Annotated in this window: 19 protein-coding genes; 3 read left to right on the forward strand and 16 right to left on the reverse strand. The window is 46.2% G+C overall.

Going from position 1 to position 18,953, the window contains the following annotated elements; translation table 11 throughout:
• Window positions 1-44 precede the first annotated feature (44 nt).
• From HP570_RS21665 to HP570_RS21700, 8 genes are all read right to left on the reverse strand, one after another.
• Complete coding sequence (locus HP570_RS21665) at window positions 45-1,148, reverse strand: Ger(x)C family spore germination protein (protein WP_173627099.1); 1,104 nt, start codon at window positions 1,146-1,148, stop codon at window positions 45-47.
• On the reverse strand, window positions 1,145-2,254 hold the full coding sequence (locus HP570_RS21670; RefSeq protein ID WP_254495410.1) for a GerAB/ArcD/ProY family transporter: 1,110 nt from the start codon (window positions 2,252-2,254) through the stop codon (window positions 1,145-1,147). The genes HP570_RS21665 and HP570_RS21670 overlap by 4 nt, the downstream gene beginning before the upstream one ends.
• A 17-nt stretch (window positions 2,255-2,271) precedes the next feature.
• Complete coding sequence (locus HP570_RS21675; RefSeq protein ID WP_173627100.1) at window positions 2,272-3,747, reverse strand: spore germination protein; 1,476 nt, start codon at window positions 3,745-3,747, stop codon at window positions 2,272-2,274.
• A gap of 150 nt (window positions 3,748-3,897) precedes the next feature.
• Window positions 3,898-4,953: an ABC transporter substrate-binding protein gene (locus HP570_RS21680; protein WP_015892665.1), complete on the reverse strand. Its 1,056-nt coding sequence runs from the start codon at window positions 4,951-4,953 to the stop codon at window positions 3,898-3,900.
• Window positions 4,954-5,013: 60 nt separating this feature from the next.
• Window positions 5,014-5,811 (reverse strand): ABC transporter permease, encoded by a 798-nt coding sequence (locus HP570_RS21685; protein ID WP_015892666.1) that lies wholly within the window; start codon window positions 5,809-5,811, stop codon window positions 5,014-5,016.
• Window positions 5,808-6,611 (reverse strand): ABC transporter permease, encoded by an 804-nt coding sequence (locus tag HP570_RS21690; RefSeq protein ID WP_050763866.1) that lies wholly within the window; start codon window positions 6,609-6,611, stop codon window positions 5,808-5,810. The genes HP570_RS21685 and HP570_RS21690 overlap by 4 nt, the downstream gene beginning before the upstream one ends.
• Before the next feature lie 44 nt (window positions 6,612-6,655).
• On the reverse strand, window positions 6,656-7,642 hold the full coding sequence (locus HP570_RS21695; protein WP_173627101.1) for an ABC transporter ATP-binding protein: 987 nt from the start codon (window positions 7,640-7,642) through the stop codon (window positions 6,656-6,658).
• A 154-nt stretch (window positions 7,643-7,796) separates the two neighbouring features.
• Window positions 7,797-8,747: a DMT family transporter gene (locus HP570_RS21700; protein WP_173627102.1), complete on the reverse strand. Its 951-nt coding sequence runs from the start codon at window positions 8,745-8,747 to the stop codon at window positions 7,797-7,799.
• Between the two features lie 135 nt (window positions 8,748-8,882).
• Between HP570_RS21700 and HP570_RS21705 the strand changes: the two genes are divergently transcribed.
• Together HP570_RS21705 and HP570_RS21710 are read left to right on the forward strand one after the other, a co-directional pair.
• Window positions 8,883-10,232: an aminotransferase-like domain-containing protein gene (locus HP570_RS21705; RefSeq protein WP_173627103.1), complete on the forward strand. Its 1,350-nt coding sequence runs from the start codon at window positions 8,883-8,885 to the stop codon at window positions 10,230-10,232.
• Window positions 10,233-10,550: 318 nt separating this feature from the next.
• Window positions 10,551-11,174 (forward strand): YqaA family protein, encoded by a 624-nt coding sequence (locus HP570_RS21710; protein WP_087345963.1) that lies wholly within the window; start codon window positions 10,551-10,553, stop codon window positions 11,172-11,174.
• Window positions 11,175-11,228: 54 nt separating this feature from the next.
• Here HP570_RS21710 and HP570_RS21715 read toward each other — a convergent pair whose 3' ends face one another.
• The 5 genes from HP570_RS21715 to rbsK all read right to left on the reverse strand — a co-directional run bounded on the left by HP570_RS21715 (window position 11,229) and on the right by rbsK (window position 16,712).
• On the reverse strand, window positions 11,229-13,367 hold the full coding sequence (locus HP570_RS21715; RefSeq protein WP_173627104.1) for an ATP-dependent Clp protease ATP-binding subunit: 2,139 nt from the start codon (window positions 13,365-13,367) through the stop codon (window positions 11,229-11,231).
• A gap of 118 nt (window positions 13,368-13,485) precedes the next feature.
• A complete protein-coding gene (locus tag HP570_RS21720) occupies window positions 13,486-14,625 on the reverse strand; it encodes an MFS transporter (RefSeq protein WP_173627105.1) in 1,140 nt (379 codons plus the stop codon).
• Between the two features lie 64 nt (window positions 14,626-14,689).
• Entirely contained in the window at window positions 14,690-15,286 is a 597-nt protein-coding gene (locus HP570_RS21725; protein WP_173627106.1) for a TetR/AcrR family transcriptional regulator, read from the reverse strand.
• Between the two features lie 151 nt (window positions 15,287-15,437).
• Window positions 15,438-15,800 carry a cupin domain-containing protein gene (locus HP570_RS21730; protein ID WP_217364761.1) on the reverse strand — a complete coding sequence of 121 codons (363 nt, stop codon included), beginning with the start codon at window positions 15,798-15,800 and terminating at the stop codon, window positions 15,438-15,440.
• A gap of 9 nt (window positions 15,801-15,809) precedes the next feature.
• Window positions 15,810-16,712, reverse strand: a complete 903-nt coding sequence (gene rbsK, locus HP570_RS21735; protein ID WP_015892676.1) for a ribokinase — start codon at window positions 16,710-16,712, stop codon at window positions 15,810-15,812.
• 167 nt (window positions 16,713-16,879) lie between these two features.
• Between rbsK and nfi the strand changes: the two genes are divergently transcribed.
• Window positions 16,880-17,566: a deoxyribonuclease V gene (gene nfi / locus HP570_RS21740; protein ID WP_173627108.1), complete on the forward strand. Its 687-nt coding sequence runs from the start codon at window positions 16,880-16,882 to the stop codon at window positions 17,564-17,566.
• Here nfi and HP570_RS21745 read toward each other — a convergent pair.
• The 3 genes from HP570_RS21745 to HP570_RS21755 all read right to left on the reverse strand — a co-directional run bounded on the left by HP570_RS21745 (window position 17,563) and on the right by HP570_RS21755 (window position 18,941).
• Window positions 17,563-18,201 (reverse strand): immunity protein Imm33 domain-containing protein, encoded by a 639-nt coding sequence (locus tag HP570_RS21745; RefSeq protein ID WP_173627109.1) that lies wholly within the window; start codon window positions 18,199-18,201, stop codon window positions 17,563-17,565. The two genes, nfi and HP570_RS21745, sit on opposite strands and share 4 nt — an antisense overlap.
• Before the next feature lie 143 nt (window positions 18,202-18,344).
• Window positions 18,345-18,620, reverse strand: a complete 276-nt coding sequence (locus tag HP570_RS21750; protein WP_041749578.1) for a hypothetical protein — start codon at window positions 18,618-18,620, stop codon at window positions 18,345-18,347.
• A 39-nt stretch (window positions 18,621-18,659) separates the two neighbouring features.
• Window positions 18,660-18,941 (reverse strand): hypothetical protein, encoded by a 282-nt coding sequence (locus tag HP570_RS21755; protein ID WP_041749579.1) that lies wholly within the window; start codon window positions 18,939-18,941, stop codon window positions 18,660-18,662.
• Between the last annotated feature and the right edge of the window lie 12 nt (window positions 18,942-18,953).

Here is an 18,953-nt window from a genome sequence, read left to right on the forward strand (position 1 = left end):
TATCTCACCCGGGGTTGTAGCTTGTCTATGTATTTTTGTTCCGATTACCCAATGACGCCTGTACGTAAAATCTTGATCTTTACATCGACATCAAATTTCGCCCTTTTCATGATTTCTCGCCATTCATCCTTACTCATTTTCTTTTTCCCGCTTCTTTGACTGGCTATATTGTAGATTTCCCCAAATCCTACCGGGTCTACATCTTGCTTTCTAAACTTTTCCAGTAAATGCTCCGTCTCTTTTTTAACCGCCAGCTCGATTGCTTTTTGTACCTTTTTCAACTGCTCAGGCTTGGATAAATCGATTTTTTCAGCCATTTCCTGAATCTGCGCGGACATATCGACTTTCACAGAAAATCTCGGTTTCTCCAAATCCAACACTTTTATTTTCTTTTTGCTTGAGATATGTTCAATGACAGTAAAAAGACGCTTTTTATCGAGGGAAATGTTTATTTCCAATTCCCCCTTATTGTAACGCTCCCGTAATATCTTGAGGAAAAATCCCTCCCTTGCTGTAATTTCTGCCACCAGTTTTTGATCTCGAAATAAACCAATTTGATTAATATGCAATTCATTCTCTACTCTTTCGATATAAGGCATCACGGGATCTTTCCCGATTGCATAATAATCTTTCATGAACTCATGAAGTTTCGAGGAGATCATATTCTCTCCTTCGACGTTCTGCCGTATGGCTTGATAGAGGTAAATTCCAATGTTGCTGTTCTCGGGATAGCGATGTGTCAAAATATCATACGCTCTTCCTTTGGCTACCGTTAAATAGACATTGCTTCCAATGGAGGCATCACGCGTTAAGTTTTCCACAAGAGCCAGGATTCCTTTCCGCGCTAACTCATCGTGGTAGACCACGACGCGAATTTGACCTCCTACAATGTTTTTGGAAGACTCCCTGTTCTGTGAAACGGTAAGTCCTTTGCTCGTATGCGCTGTGCCCGAAATGACAGTGACCAACTCACGTGCCTCCGGGTCAATTTGATAAAATACCGTGGTACCCAACAGCTTTCCGTCTTTACTAAGATCGTACCCTACTGCAACTGCCAGTCCCAATTTTTCTAATACGTGCTGCTCCCCACAGCCGTTCAATAACACGACCACTGCTAAGTAGTAAACGAGCAACCGTAACCTTTTCATGTCCGGACCGCCCCCTTCCGAAACAGCCGAATCACTACATAAAGCACGATGGGATAAATAAAAATGATATAGAAACCTACTCCACCGAAAATATCCGTGATGAGATTAATCGACTGGCGTGTTTCCAAAAAATTGCTAGCAAAAAACATAACACCAACAATCCCGATAAGAGCCATTCTCTCCTTGACCCCACTAATATGATGGACCCCCCGCATGGCTACCCACAGGTTCATCAGCAAATTATCCAGCATGATGAGCATCCACAGTGAGATCGACACAAACTCAAAACGCTCCAAAAACGGAAACTCTACAATTTTCATCATCATTAGCGTTGCCCAGATAAGATGCTGAAGCTGTTCCCCTTGAAAGTACAAGAGTGTAACCAGCATGACTGCCACATACAAGAAGGTGGTCATAAACAGGCCACCATGTACATATCGCGGTAGCAATTCTTTTTCCTTCACAAACGGATAGATGAACAAAATAATCTCAAATCCGATGATGGAAAAAGACATCTTCTTCGCACCGTCCATAAGCTCTACAAGATCATGATGAAAGACTGGCTGCAATAAATGAAAATCGGCGTATTGCATGGGGTAAACCAAGAGCAGTAACTGCCAAACCGTCAACCCGACAGAAAAGAGGCTAATCCCAGCCAACACCCGAATGCCACCCGTCACTCCATAAATGGCCAGGCAAAGCAAGGAGGCATTTAATATCCAGGAAGGCACTTCTGGAAACATCCATGACTGAATGATCTCGATGTACCCTCTCAAGATCGTTAAGGCAGAGCCCATGATATATACGATAAAGATGAAATTAAGAACGCGTGCTGGCCATTTTCCAAATACCGTTTGATGAATGTCATACAAATCCATGTCTTTGTATTTCGCTAAGATTTTTAGCATGAACCATGCTGCTATATGGGTCATAATGCCTGCTATAATGACCGAAATCCAGGCGTCTTGCTGCACCCTATCATAAATAAAGCGTTGGACACCCGCTATGCCGATTCCAACCTGATTGCTATGGACCATAAATAGCGCAAGCGATACGCTGATAGCCATATGGGTATTCCGACGAAAAGTGGACCGTGACATTGACATTCACATTCAACACCTAACTACTGAACTGGTCTTTTTTTCCCGGCCTCATCAGGCACACGGGTATCGTCAGGAGAACGTGTCATAGCCGGACGCTTGCCGAGAGAGTAAAAAGGGAACCTGATCAGACTGTTTTTAATATCCTGCAAGCGAAAAGGAAAAAAGGGAAGAAAAAACGGACGTCCCAGACTTGATTGACGCAGGATGTGTATCAAGAGAAAAGACGCGCCAAGCATAATACCAAAACCTCCCCATATCCCAGCTAACACGATAATCGGAAAGCGGAGGATGCGTACTGCCGTACTCATCATGTAGGAAGGAAAAGTAAAGGAAGCTAATGCACTGAGCGCCACAATCATGATCAATATGTTACTGGTAAAACCCGCTGCAACGGCTGCCTGTCCAATTACGATACCGCCGACAATCCCTATCGTTTGTCCAACTTTAAAAGGAAGTCTCGCTCCAGCCTCCCGCAAGAATTCAATAATCATCTCAAGCAGCAAAGCTTCAAACAAGGGGGGAAAAGGTACCTTGGAACGAGACTTTACGAGCGATACAAGGAGAGCAGATGGAATCATTTCATAATGGAACGTAAGTGCAGCCACATAAGTAGCAGTAAAAAACAAAGAGACAAAAAGGGCCGAGAAACGTAACAATCGAATGAAGGAAGCCATTTGCCACCGGATATAAAGATCTTCATTCGACTTAAAAAAGTCCACGAAGGAACTGGGACCGACGATAGCAAACGGGCTTCCCTCCACAAACACGGCAACCTTTCCTTCTAACAGGGCTTCACTTACATGATCAGGTCGTTCGGTTAGGATTAACTGCGGAAAAATAGAGAACGTATTGTCATCAATCAGTTGAACCAATTTTCCGCTGTCAACCACACCGTCTATATCTAGATCGCGTAAACGCTGAATGACGGTCTGAACATTTTCAGGAGCCGCCAGTTCCTCCATGTAGCATACTTCCACATTCGTCCTGCTACGTTTCCCAATCGTAATAGTTACGTTGGTAAGCAAATCGGTTGAAAGATATCCCTGTAGAACCCCTAAATTGGTTTCCAAGTCTTCTGTAAAAGAAACTTGAGGACCGAAAATCTGGGTTTCGACCTGAGCCTCTCCCAAAGAACGACTCGGTATTCTTGCTACGTAGAGAAGAAGCCCGCACGCCATTCCCTCTATTTGAAGGTAAATCCATCCCCTCACCAGATAATCGCAGACTTGTCTGTAATCCATGGTTTTGGTGACATGAGCAACAGGAACATTCCCCAAAATCGTATCAGGATCGATCTTTTCGTCAGGTAACCTTTCGAAATAAGGAAGCAAAACCTGCTGAAGAATGACCGTATCGACTAGATAGGGTAGGTAGGCTAGTAACAAGCTATTGGTTCCACAAGAAAGGGTACGAAACACCATTCGCGGATTTCGCATGTGATCCCATAATTTTTCTCGCGTCTCGCTAACGGATTCAGGAATCATGTTGGTTGTCATCTTATGTCTACCCCAATATATGGTGTCCCCTTATTATTTTTCCAATGCCCTCGCTCTATTCCCCTTTCAGGCCGAAGAGTAGCCTCGCAAACAAAATAAAAACAAAAAAACCGAGACGGAAATACTCCATCTCGGTTCGTTCACCACTATTTATCTGCCGCTCTTCATTTCAGTCCAGTAGCGGTCGTATTGCTGCAAGGTTTCTCCTACATCCACCAGCCACTCCGCACGGGCAATGTCTGCTGTATCCAGGAAGACCATCTTGTTGGCACGGTATTCTTCACTGTGCAGTGGGTATGCTTTTTCGTTCGGGTTACTGTAGCCGATAGACTCGTAGTTTTTCACACTGACCTCTGGGTCCATCAGGTAGTTGATGAACTTCTCAGCCATTTCCTTGTTCTTAGCGCCCTTTGGAATTGCCATCGTGTCTGCCCAGATCGTTGCGCCCTCTTTCGGAATGACGTACTCTACATCTGGATTTTGTGCGTGAATGAAAGCCGCGTCACCGGACCAAACCGTTCCGATCCATGCTTCTTCCGCAATCATCTTTTGCTTGATGTTGTCTGTATCGAAAGCAACAACATTCGGTACGACTTTTTTCAAATCAGCAAAGGACTTTTCCAGTTCCTCTTTGTTCGTCGTGCTATTGGAGAAGCCATTTTTGATCAGTGCCATTCCCATAACCTCACGAGGGTCATTCAGCATGATGACACGGCCCTTGTAAGCTTCGTTCCACAGATCATTCCAGCTTGTCGGGGTTTCTTTTACATATTTCTTGTTGTAAGCGATCCCGGTAATTCCCCATGTATATACGAGTGAATACTTGTTTTCTTTATCAAAAGGAGGTGTCTTGAACGTAGACACGATATTGCCCATGTTCGGGATGTTCGCTTTGTTCAGTTCTTCCAGGAGACCCAGCTGAATCATGGTACCTACCATGTAGTCGGAAGGTTGGATCAGGTCGTAACCAGATGCACCCGCTTGAATTTTTGCCAGCATTTCTTCGTTGCTGCCGTATACATCATAGTTGACCTTCACGTTGAATTTTTGCTCAAAACCTTTGATGACGTCTGGGTCGAAGTTGTCTGCCCAGCTGTAAATATTCAATACTTGTTGCTCTTGCTCAGATGACGATGAGCAGCCTACAGCAGTCACCGCAAGTACGGCGGTCAGAGCGCCGATCATCAAGGACTTGAAACGTTTCATTTTTTCCTCTCAACCTCCAAATCAGTTATGGGATTGCCTTATGAAAACTCCATGACGGTTCTAAAAGATGGATTGATTATTTTTCGAGTCTTTGCGGCGGAAAATCTCTGCCACCACAACCAACAGCACGGTGCTCACGATCAAAAGTGTCGAGAGTGCATTCACTTCTGGCGAGACGCCTCGTTTTACCAACCCATAAATGTAGAGTGGCAATGTAGTCGAATTCGGACCAGCCACGAAGAACGAAATAATGAAATCGTCCAGCGACAGGGTAAACGACATCAGGAAGCCTGCGATGATCCCTGGCATGATCAGGGGCAGCGTCACATAGCGCAATGTCTCCCATGGAGTTGCTCCCAAATCTTGAGACGCTTCTTCTAGTTCTTTGCCCATATCAGCCAAACGTCCAGAAATAATAACCATCACATAGGGCATGCTAAACGTAACATGCGCCAGGATCAGGGTCACTTTCCCCAGCTCCATCTGTACCTGACTAAATAGCACGAGCATAGCCAACCCCATCATGATCTCCGGGATGACAATCGGCAAGTACATTAACCCGTTGAAGATATTGCTCCAACGCAGGGAAAAGTGCTTGACCGCCAGAGAAGCAGCCGTACCCAATACCGTTGCAATGACGCTACTGATAACCCCAATCGTCAAACTGTTCATCAGCGCTTGCATGACCTGTCTGTTTTCAAACAAAGAAACGTACCACTTCCACGTAAAACCAGTCCACGTAGCGTTGATCCGTGAATCATTGAACGAATAAAGGACAAGGATCAAGATTGGCAGATACAAAAAGACCAACATCAGCCATGAGTATCCAGATAGTGCGTTTCGACGTAATGTTTTCATGCTGATCCCTCCTTTGTCTCGCTCGCTTTGGTAGCGCGGAAATAAAGAAGAATCAATAGCATGGATAATAGCATCAGCACGATGGACAAGGCAGATCCAAACGGCCAGTCACGGGCAGACAAAAATTGATTTTGAATGACGTTTCCGATCAGAGCCGATTTCGCTCCTCCCATGACATCCGGAACGACGAACATCCCGATGGAAGAAACAAATACGAGGATCGATCCAGTTACGACACCTGTCTTGGTCATTGGCAAAGTCACGTGCCAGAAAGCCTTCCAAGGTGTTGCACCCAGATCATACGCTGCTTCCAGCTTGCGGCGATCCATCTGCTCCAGTGACACATAAATCGGCAGTACCATGAACGGCATAAGCGTGTACACCATCCCGAGCAGAACAGAACCCGAATTGTACAGAAGCGGCAGCGGCTCCGAAATAATGCCCAGCGACTCCAGGAACGTATTGATTACGCCTTGCGAACGCAGGATGATTACCCACGCATAGGAACGGACCAAGAAATTGATCCAAAACGGAATCATCACGAGCAACAGCCATATTTGCTGAGTCGATTTTTCCAGCCGTGAAATGTAATACGCCAACGGATAACCGCACAAAATCGAAAATACAGTTGTTAAAACCGCTACGACCAACGTATCCCAAAAAATTTGGCCATACAGCGGATCGAAAATACGGATGTAATTGTTCAGCGTAAACTCATAGACAACTTGCCCGTACGTGCCTCTTTTGAGGAAAGACAGTATGGCGATCATAAGCATAGGCAGGACGAAAAGCGCACCCATCCACAAAAGGGCGGGAAGCGCGAGCAGTTTTACCGGCTTCTTGTTTAACAAGGAAGGATCACCTCGTCCGTCTGTGCCCAGCCAATGGCCACTTTATCTCCCACCTGCCAGTCCAGACCGTCACCTGCGTACTGGTGTGCCATTACGGTCATATCCTGCCCCTCAAGGCGGATAAATACCTTGCGCAAATTGCCGAGGAACACCGCGTCAGCAATGATGCCCAGCTTCTTGTGCTTGTCCTTGTCGCAGTCAACCGGGTACAACTTGATCTTTTCCGGACGTACAGCTGCATTCGTTCCGTTTTCCCGGAAAATGTTGTTTTCCCCAATAAAGGTAGCCACAAACAAGGTTTGCGGGGAGTTGTAAATCTCTGCTGGAGAAGCAATCTGTTCAATTCGTCCCTTGTTCATGACCGCGATTCGATCGGACATCGCCATCGCTTCTTCTTGGTCATGGGTAACGTAAATGAACGTTATCCCTAGGTTTTTCTGCAAGTTTTTCAGTTCAAGCTGCAAGCTTTTTCGCAATTGGTAGTCTAAAGCACCTAAAGGCTCGTCCAGAAGCAGAACGCGTGGGTTGTTAATAATCGCCCGTGCGATTGCTACACGTTGCTGTTGTCCGCCAGATAGCTGCTTTGGCGTACGTTTACGCAATTCTGTCAGTTGGACGTACTGAAGTACTTCCTCCAAACGCTTTTGTTGTTCAGCTGCGTTCACTTTTTTCATTTTCAAGCCAAACAGGATGTTTTGCTCCACGGTCATGTGTGGAAACAAAGCATATTGCTGGAACACCATGTTCATATCGCGCTGATATGGCGGCACATGGCTGAGGGGCTTTTCGTCTAGGAAAATTTCCCCGGTCGTTGGCTGCTCAAAGCCAGCAATCATTCGCAGCAGTGTCGTTTTCCCACAGCCGCTGGGGCCGAGTAACGTCAAAAACTCCCCTTCTTCAATGGAGAGAGAAAAAGAGGGGACGACGACAGTATCTGCAAATCTCTTTTCAATCGAATCCAGATGTATAATTTTTTTCATTCCGTCATCTCACCATATGTCATTATACTCACAATCTAGGTAACTATATCGTGTATGATACGATTTGTAAACAGTTTCACGAACGATTCCTCCTCAAAAACAAACAGAGCCAATGAATAAACATTCGCTCTGTTGCGTATCCTTTCTCTTTTTCTCACACAGATGTAGATTTCGATTGAGGCGTGTGCTTCTGTTTTTTAAATTTTGCCCCTAGGAAATTCGCCCCAATCACCCCGATAATAATCATCACTGCGCCAATGAGATGGTAGTATGCCAGCTGTTCCTGCAAAAAGATAACGCCTGCCACGATCGTAACCAACGTAGACAAATTGTTAAACACGCTGAGTTTGGATGCCTCCATCTTGGACAAGGCAAAGTTGGTCATAAAAGACGTCATGAGCGAGGACAGAATCCCCAAAAATACAATCGAGATGATAAATGTCGAACTGGCGAAAGGAACAAAATAGGTCGATAAAGTCCCCTCCGCACTATGGCGAATGACTGACCAGCCGTTAAAAAACAAAAATCCGAGTAACGCCACCATATACGTCATGTCTATATAATGAAAGGACTTTGTCATTTTCCTCGCCAGAACACTATACCCCGCCAAAGAAAACGCGGATAACAGGATGAGAATGGTACCGATGCTGCTCCCTGAGCCTGAGCTTACACCCAGCCCCTTCATTGCAAAAATGTACACGACACCTCCGACGGATAAAAGAGTGGACAGCTTTTGCAGCCACGTAGAAGACTCTCCCAAAAAGAATGCCGCCATGACCATGGTAAAAATCGGAACGGTTGCTTGAATAATCCCCGCTTCAGACGAAGTGGTATACACCAATCCAAACGCCTGAAGGGTAAAGAACAGAATGGGGTACAGCATGGCGAGCGGAATAATCGTGAGCATGTCTTTTGGTTTGATGGACAGCTTGATCCACCCAAACAGGATCGGGATAGAAGCAACGATAAATGCCACGGTAAAACGGTGTGCCAAAGTATCAACCGGATTGGTTACAGCGAGTGCCATTTTCAGAAACAAAAACGACAAGCCGGTAATCCCCGCATTCAGTAATGCTGCAAGAATCGCTTTTTGTTGGTCTTTCATCGTATGTATCTCTCCTACTGGGGACTTTTTACAGACGGCCGTCTTAGGTTAATAGTAATGGGGGATCAATCGTGCTACAATGCAAAAAAGGAGTAACTGTACCGATACAAATTCGGCGTAAGGGAATGTTTTTGGATGCACAAATATTTGCAGCTTCAAAATGAACTCGAAACGTTGATTGAAAGCCTCTCCTATCAAGACGGAGACCGGCTTCCCTCCATTCGGGAGCTCGCCACTCGCTACCAATGCAGCAAGAGTACCGTGATCCGCACCTTGGATGAACTCGAAAAGCGTCATCTCATCTATTCGGTCGACCGAAGCGGCTATTACGTCGTGAAAAAGCAAAGGAAGATACAGCCCGCAGATACGTCGATAATCGATTTTGCGACCTCTGCTCCCGATCCTGACCTCTTTCCTTATGTCGACTTTCAACACTGCATCAATAAAGCGATTGAAACCTATAAAAACGATCTTTTCATATACGGAACCACACAAGGCTTGCCATCACTCATTGCCGTCGTCGCCAAGCTACTTGGGAACCATCAGGTTTTTACAGACCCGGGCAATATTTTCATTACCTCCGGTGTCCAACAAGCTCTAACCTTGCTGTGCAGCCTTCCTTTTCCAAATGGCAAAAAAACGATTCTGATTGAGCAGCCCAGCTACCACCTTTTCATTGAAAGCTTGCAAGTACGCAAGCATCCTGTTGTGGGGATCAAGCGGACTGCCCAAGGAATCGATTTAGAAGAGCTAGAGTCTATTTTCCGAACGGGAGAAATCAAGTTTTTCTATACGATGCCTCGCTATCATAGCCCGCTCGGGACGTCATACAGCCGAAAGGATAAGCAGCGCATTGTGGAGCTTGCCCAGCGGTACGACGTCTATCTCGTGGAAGACGATTACATGGCAGACCTTGAGCATGACAGCAAAGCAGATCCCCTCTTTGCCTATGACCGTTTTTCTCGCACGATTTATGTAAAAAGCTATTCCAAGATTATTTTTCCCGGGCTCCGCCTGGGTGTAGCTGTTATACCTGATGCACTAAAGGATTCCTTCAACCAGTACAAACGACTCATGGATATCGACAGCTCCATGCTATCTCAAGCTGCGCTGGAAATTTACCTAAAAAGCGGAATGTTCGAGCGACACAAGCAAAAGATACGCAGTTCCTATCACCGGCGATCTAACCTGCTGATGGCGTCCTTGAACCAGTTTGCGGTGAATGAAGAGCATCTGTTCACCTTTCAGCCCCTTGCGTATCCGGGGATTCATACGCATATTGTGTTGAACGATTCTATTCCGGTCCCTGCTGTTATCAGCCAGCTCAAAAAACGCTCGATCCTTGTGGATGCTACTGACAAAAATTACTTGCTGGGCTTTCCGCAAGAAAATATGTTAAAGCTGAATGTGTCCTATGCCAAGGAAACAGTGATTGAGCAAGGGATTAACATGTTGATGGATGTGCTACGCCGCATGCACCGTTAACCTATCCGCCTTAAGTCGTAGATAAAATCCGGCGGGGGTGCGTTTTTGGACAACAATAAAATCTCGATAATGGAACAGTAACCAGAAAACGATCTACATCGTATTATCAGATACAAGGAACATGGTTTACCCGAAAGATTCTCTGGTATAAATTGTTTCAAGATGCAGGGATTGGGGTATTTCATTGTATAATTAGTGAATCCATATCAAAAAAAATTCGTTCCATAGTCGGCCAGTTTGAAGTAGAATCGCATCTATACACATACTTAATTGAGTTGATGACTGGCAGTTAACGATAGAATGACAAAGGAGAAATAGATGCTTCAGAACATTTTAGATTTCTTAATGGAATACGGCTATTTAGGAATGTTCATCCATTCTTTTGCAGACGCAGTCATCTTTCCCGTTCCTGCCTTCTTTCTTCAAGTGCCACTCAGCCTCGTTGACCCTTCGCAGGCATTGTGGATTGCTACGGTAGGCTACATCGCTTGTCTCATAGGGACTCCCGTCGGTTATTTTATCGGTAAAGTACTAGGCAAATCCGTTCTGTACAAACTCCTCAAGAAGGAATGGATTGACTCTGCCACAGAGATGTTTCAAAAGAAGGGCGAAGTCGCGATCTTCATCGGTTCGTTTACACCGATTCCATTTAAAGTATTTACAATCATGTCGGGTTGCTTGAAATTCCCATTATGGAAATTGCTCGGGTATGCCGCAATTGGACGGGCAGTCAAATTTTACGCAGTTGGACTCTTGTTCTATTTTTACGGTAAAATGGCGGAAAATATGGTCCATAACGTTTCTCTCTATATCTTTCTCACCGTGGTGCCGCTCATCTTGGTCGGGTTATGGGTGAAGAAAATTGTCGCCAAGCGCCGCCAGCTGAAAATGGAAAGTACTGGCGTCAGCAATGGCATCAATGAGAAACTCATGAATAAATAAAGAAGATCTTAAAAAGCAAAGAAACCCCAATCGGGGTTTCTTTTTTTACAACTGTTAACCTTTTTTCACTCGAATTACATCATCCTCGACATCAATGACCATTGCTGTCACATTGTCTTCTTCCATCACCAGATCCGCAATGCCATCCTCAACATATTGCTGAATCACGCGGCGCAATGGACGTGCCCCGAAGGCAGGGTTGTAGCCCAGCTCAGCCAGCTTTTCTTTTGCGGCATCTGTCACGCTGATCTCCATTCCTTGCTCAGACAGATTGCCCATGACATCTTGCAGCAGCAGATCGACGATTTTGACCAAATCCTGTTTTTCCAGATGAGCAAAGGAAATGATTGAGTCGAAGCGGTTCAGGAACTCCGGCTTGAAGTACGCTCCCAGAGAATCCAGCACGGTGGCAGGCTCGGGCGCTTGTGCTCCAAAACCAACGGAGATTTTACGCTCGATCACACCGGCATTGCTCGTCGCAATGATGACCGTCTCCTTAAAATTCACCGTACGGCCTTGACTATCTGTCAGACGGCCATCCTCCAGAATTTGCAGGAACATGTGCATTACATCCGGATGTGCTTTTTCGATCTCATCCAGCAGGATAATGCTGTATGGATTGCGGCGTACGCGCTCAGTCAGCTGACCTGCTTCCTCATGACCGACGTAGCCAGGAGGAGACCCGATCAATTTGGATACCGAGTGCTTCTCCATGTACTCGCTCATATCGAGACGGATCATGGAATCACGGGTACCAAACAGCTCTTCTGCCAGCGCTTTGGACAGCTCTGTTTTCCCTACGCCAGTTGGACCGACGAACAGGAAGGAAGCAATCGGTCTGTTTTTCGGTTTCAGACCTGCCCGACTGCGTCGAATCGCCTTCGCTACTTGTGTGACCGCCTCGGACTGGCCAATGACTTTTGCTTCCAAATGAGCTGCCAGGTTTTTCATTTTCATCTGCTCATCACTTTGCAGCTTGGTAACAGGAATCCCGGTCTTTTGCTCGATCAAGGCTTGGATGTCTGTGACGTCAACCTTAACGCGTTGTTCCTTGCCCTCGATTTGATCCAGCTTCTCTAAAATGCCCGCTTCCTCGTCTCGCAGACGGGCAGCTCGTTCGTAAGCTTCTTGCTCCGTCGCTTCCTTTTTCTCCTGATTAATTTGCGCCAGACGCTCATGTAACTCTGACGTATCCACCACGGAGGATCTCAGGTTCAAACGCGAGCCTACTTCATCCATGAGATCAATCGCCTTGTCAGGCAAGAATCGATCCTGGATGTAACGATGGGAGTATTCCACGGAGGCACGGATGACATCATCCGAGTAAGCGACTTGGTGGAATGCTTCGTATTTCGGGCGCAAACCTTTCAAAATCTCGATGGCTTGTTCTACGGTTGGTTCCTTGACCATGACTGGCTGCAGGCGGCGCTCCAGAGCAGCGTCTTTTTCAATCACGCGATACTCTTTTAATGTAGTTGCCCCAATCAGCTGCAACTCACCGCGAGCAAGAGCTGGCTTCAGGATGTTCCCTGCATCCATGGAACCTTCCGCAGAGCCTGCCCCCACCAGTAGATGAATCTCATCCACAAACAGGATGACGTTTTTGCGTTTTTGCAGCTCGGCAATCACTTGCTTCATTTTTTCCTCGAACTGTCCGCGAATTCCCGTTCCTGCAACTAGAGAGGCGACATCTAAAATGTACACCTGCTTGTTTTTCAGCTTGGTCGGTACTTGCCCTTCCGTAATGCGCAGAGCGAGGCCTTCCGCAATCGCCGTCTTCCCGACCCCTGGCTCCCCGATCAGAACCGGATTGTTTTTGTTGCGACGGTTCAAAATCTCAATGACACGCTCGATTTCTTGTTCGCGTCCAATCACAGGGTCAATCAGTCCGGCACGTGCCGCATCGTTTAGATTACGGCCCAGGTCATCGAGGATGCCCCCACCGCGTTCTGGCGCTTGTCGCTGCGGTTGACCGGAAGCTTTGCCCGGATTCATCTGGCCTTGAGCAAAGCCTTGCAGGAACTCATCCAGTCCAGAGAAGGAGGAGAAAGGACTAAAGCCCATGCCCACTCCCATTTTGTTGGTCAGCTTTGTTTTGCAATCCTGGCACAGATCGTATTTTTGTTGCTGATTTTGTACACGTATATGAACAGTCACAGTTGCTTCTCGTTGTTTGCAGATTTCACAATGCATATTCAATCCCCCCAAAAGCGTTGTTTTGGAATCCAGAAGACCTTTGACCTTTTCTGACCTTCGTTGACTTCATTATAGTTTGACCTTTTTTGACTTTCAAGAGGGATTGTATGGTTTTTTACACTTTGCTCTTTTGCAAGTAAGGAACGATTGAAAGTAACCCGATAACGGCAAAGCAAGCCCCTACCCACAATGGTGAAACAAGTCCATAGCCACTGCTGATCCCGATCCCGCCTAAGAAAGATCCAATGGCAACACCCAATGTAATAAAGGAAGTATGCACCGTGTTTACCATCGTCCCACTGCCTGCTGTATTCATGACGCGTGCAATCATGGCCGGATTCATCGCTACACCCGTCAACCCAATCAGAACAATGGACAGCACCGCGATCCATTTATTTTCGGCACCTGCGGCAAACAGAACCAATGTCGCTAGGAGTATGCTTAATCCCGTTACAAGGATTCGCATGGTAAAACGATCAGCAAGTCTGCCAATCACGATATTTCCGATCAAGGTCGCGATGCCGTAAAGGGCAAGCAAATACGGGATGCTCGCATCCGAAAATTCCGTTACTTCCGTAAGAATCGGAGTAAAATAACTAAACGCTGCGAAGGTACCGCCAATGATCAGCATACTGGTTGCATACGCGGCCCAAAGGTGTGGATTTTGAAAACTGGCAAGCTCATCCTTTGCGTTCATCCGATCTTTTTGTGTGGAAGAAGGGAGCAACCATTGAATCAAAATCCCTGATAGCAATACAACGATAGCAACAGCCCAAAAGCTCATTCTCCAGCCGAAATATTGTGCAATCACGGTTGTCAGCGGGAGTCCTACGACAGTAGCAATCATTAAGCCTGCCAAAACAATCGAAGCGGCCTTTCCCCGTGAATGAGGGGGAACCAAGCCGGCTGAAATACTGACAGAGATGCCAAACGCAGCGGATGAGGCAATACCTGTTAAGATACGCGCAAGCATCATTGACTCGTAATTCCAAGCCATTGCTCCTAACGTTTGACCAATAAAGAAGACGGCAATCAATGATAGCAACGCTTGTTTTCGGCGAATGTGCAGGAGCGTTGCCGTTAGTATCGGGCCCCCTATCACCATTGCACCCGCATACGCCGTAATGAAATACCCGATGGATGAGATCGATACGCCGAAATCATCGGCAAGGTCATTCATCATCCCTGCCACCATAAATTCAGAAGTCGTCATTGCAAAAATCGCTACCGCTAACAAATAAATCATCGACGGCATAAAGAAACCCTCCCTACTTATTATTGTAACAATCGGTACAAAAATCACTCAAAAAAAGAGCGCATTACGCGCCGAAGATAGATTCCATGGTCCCCTTCATAATTTGTTCAGCCAATGTCCGATTCTGTGTGGAAGTATTCAATACACGAAAGCCGTAGTAACTGCTTAAAAATAGGCTTGCCAAATCCACCGCAGATCGTTTTTGAGAGATTTCACCCGTTCGCAAGCCTTCCTCCATCACTTTTTCCATGGTATCCTTCAGAAGTTCAACATGCCTGGAGACGATTTCTTCAATCTTGGGATCGTCTTTTGCCCGTTCCAATCCCGCATTGATCAGCAAACATCCCTTTGGATTCGTTGATTCAAAGTCTTCCACGAATGCCCACGCTAAAAAATTTTGCAACCGTTCTTTCAAAGAATCCGGACCTTCCAATAACGCCCGCTGTTCACGAATCCCGGTATCGTGATAGTGTTCCACCACTGCAAGATACAGGTCTTGTTTGCTGCCAAACGTATTGTACAAGCTGCCTTTCCCTAGTCCAGTATCACTGCATAAATCATGCGTAGAGCAACCATTGTAGCCTTTTGACCAAAATGTTTTCATGGCCACATCTACGATGGATGTGTAATCAAAATCACGTGGTCTGCCGCGTTTGCTCACCGGAATCCTCCTTTCGTCTCCAACTGTTATGGAAATCTTACACATTATGTACCGTTTGGTCAACAAATGAAATGGTTGCAACTGTACAAAACCATGCCTATAGAAAAAGCCCATTTTGAAAATCATCTTTCAAAATAGGCTCGATCATTGATTATATCGTCTCTAAATCTGTTACTGTTTTTTCGTTTACTTGATCACCAGTATTCAGCGTCGTCTTTGGTTCAAGCAATAATACATGAACCTCTTCCTCTGCAACTGGCATATGCTCTACACCTTTTGGAACAATGAGAAATTCCCCTTCGTTTAACCAAACATCTTTATCGCGAAACTTAATAAGCAGTTTCCCTTTCACTACGAAAAACATCTCATCCTCATTTTCATGCTGATGCCAGACAAACTCTCCTTTCAATTTCACCAGCTTTACATAGGAGTCATTGATTTCGCCTGCAATTTTGGGATTCCAATACTCATGGAATAACGTAAACTTTTCAGCTACATTGACCTTCTCCATCATTTTCCCCCATTAAAAAGAATATGCTTGTACTTCATCGAAAGTAGGCAGGGATGGTTGAGCACCGTTCCTAGTAACGACAATCGCTGCTACTTTGCTAGCGAAAGTGGCCGCTTCGGTTTCGGTCATTCCTTGTGTGATCCCAACCGCAAAAGCAGCTGTAAAGGAATCGCCTGCCGCAGTTGTATCCACTGGCTCTACGCGGAACGCCGGGATATGGGTCGCTTCATCAGCGGTTATTAAGAGAGCGCCCTTTTCTCCCAACGTCACGATGACGCGCTTTGGTCCACCAGACAAAAGCTTTTTGGCTGCGGCATGCACCTCGTCTATCGTGGATACAGGCATTCCTGTGAGAATGGAAAGCTCTGTTTCATTCGGGGTTAGGGTATGTACATGGGTTAATAGCTCACTGGATAGCTCGCGTGCAGGTGCCGGATTTAAAATGACCAGCTTGCCGAGTCGGGCTGCCTCTTTGACTGTATATTCCACGACAGGCATCGGGATTTCCAGTTGAAGCAATACGACGTCACTGTCCTTTAAAATAGACAGATTGTCAGCAATATGCTCGGTGCTGACGAGTGCATTCGCTCCTGGAACAAGCACGATGTTGTTTTCCCCATCATCACTTACATTGATAAAAGCCATGCCTGTTGTACCCGAGCATTTAATCCCCTCTATGTGAACCTGCGCATCTGTTAGTCCTCCCAGCATGACCCGGCCGTTCTCATCTTCTCCTACCATTCCAATCATGGAGACATGCGCACCCAGACGAGACGCTGCTACTGCCTGATTCGCTCCCTTTCCACCCGGGATCAGCTCGAAGTGATGGCTTGCGATCGTTTCTCCTGCTTTAGGCAAATGTTGTACATGGGTTACGAGATCCATATTGATGCTTCCTACTACTGCGATTTTCACGACGAGCCCTCCTCGTTCCATCTCGAACATGATCATTCTGTCGGTTACAAAATAGTGCTTTTCATCCGAGAAGTCAACGTATTTTCTCGGAATTGTTCCTAAGACTTGGAGCATAGCACATCCATTGGATATAATGAACAAATCTTCTATCATCCGGAGGTAACCAGATGGAGCCGATTATCCAGCATCCTTGGAACATGAATGAGCAAGAGGCAATCAACTTACAGCGCCAGCTAGCCCAGCAAGTAAAAGAAGAAGATCAACTAACGGACGTATGCTATATCGCCGGGGTAGATGTCGCCTATCATGCCGAGTCTGATTTGTTAGTCGCTGGTGTCGTGATCCTCGACGCCAATTCCCTGCAAGTCGTCGAGTCTGTCGTCATTCAAGACACCGTCGAATTCCCGTATATTCCTGGCTTGTTCTCTTTTCGAGAGCTGCCTCCGTTGGTACGTGCATTCAAGGAACTCAAAACAACACCGCAGCTCGTCGTCTGCGATGGGCAAGGAATCGCTCACCCGCGAAGATTCGGACTAGCCAGTCATTTGGGCGTCCTGTTTGACATTCCTACCATTGGCTGTGGAAAGACGAGACTACTAGGTGAATACGAAGAGCCAGCACACGAAAGAGGTGCGTATTCCCCGTTGATCGATCAGGGTGAGATCATCGGTGGAGTCTTGCGCACACAACCGAATATCAAACCAATCTTCGTCTCGATCGGACACGGAATCTCTTTGCCAACTGCATGCACGTGGATCACCAAGCTCTCACCCAAATACCGTTTGCCCGAAACGACGCGGCAAGCGGATCAGCTCGTGAATAAAGTATCGGCGGAGTTAAATCGGAGCCGCTAATGAAGTGTCGGCCATACATTAACATCGTGCTCGTCCAAGACTGCTTCAATCTGATCTCCTTGGAAAACGACAATGTAGCCTCGTGGCAGAGCCATCGCTTGCAAAAGAGACGGACGTAGCTTTAGCAGTTGGAAAACGTAGTATGACTCTAGCTGGTCACTGTCTACTTCGCCTTCCACTGGCCCAAGATACCACCCGGAGTCTCCTTTTCGAACATCTTCTGCACGCTGCAAATAGACGTGTTCTTGTTCAAATGCACCTTTTGCCACCACAATTTTATCTTGGAACAAAGCAGCTTCCCCTTCTGCTCGCACGGTTTGCAAGCAGTTGTTTTGCGCCATTTGCACGACCAAGGACACAGACAGGTCAGAAGTTGTTTCGGAAAAAGGATTCGCGTCGTAGTCGGGTGCCACGATCTCCATACACCCATCCCGTTCGAAAACCAGTAGAATGGTCCAGCCTACCTGAATTTTCGCACCGTTCTTGATAGGACCCATCTCGTCTTCTACATCAGAGAATACGTCCAATAGAAAGTCTGCTTGCTTCACCAAAAACTCTCGGCAGGTCACGACAAACGTGCGGTTATGAATCTGTTTGGAGCGTTGGCAGAGTCGGTTCTCTTTCTCAGCTGACATGGACCTCTTCCTTTCTGCGTGATCGATTGCAACTATCTTCAGGATAACATGAATAGGGGAAAAGCTCCGTGTAAAAAACAAGGCATATTCCTCCTCGGTGATTCGAGTTGGAATATGCCTTGTAGACATCTTAGTATCGCTCCTTATTGCCCTTCCATGCCGATTAAAATAAACGTGATAATTGCGGTTATCGTACCAAAGACGAAATATAACCCCATAAGAATGGCCATTAACAACAAACCGGCTTTTGCCCAATTTTTACGATTCAGATTCCCATCTGAACCAAAAGCCCAGACAAACAACAAAACAATATTCGCGATCGGAATCATCATGAACAACGAGACGACTATCCAATCTTTCATTGTCATGACTTTTTCGTTTTCCGCTACGCTTCCTTCCACATACGCTTGGTGATCCATTCTATACCCTCCACGTTTTTTGCCAATCCACCGTTCTCGCTATTGTTCAACCGATGCTCCAATGAATGCCAAGATCAGAACAAAAAAGAATACGCATAAGTACAACCCGATGCAAACGCCCATAATCAGCAAGTTCGCTTTTGCCCAGTTCTTTCTATTTAGATTGCCTTCACTGCCAAATGCCCAAACAAAATACATCACAAGATTGACCACGGGCACCATCATAATTAAAAAAGTAATTAACCACTCTTTGACCGACATGACCCGCTCATTTTCAGGCACGCTCACTTGCCATTGCTGTTGATGTTGCTGCTGTTCCAATTGGAAACCTCC

Source organism: Brevibacillus sp. RS1.1 (genome assembly GCF_013284365.1).
In the GTDB taxonomy this organism is placed as follows: Bacteria; Bacillota; Bacilli; order Brevibacillales; family Brevibacillaceae; genus Brevibacillus; species Brevibacillus brevis_D.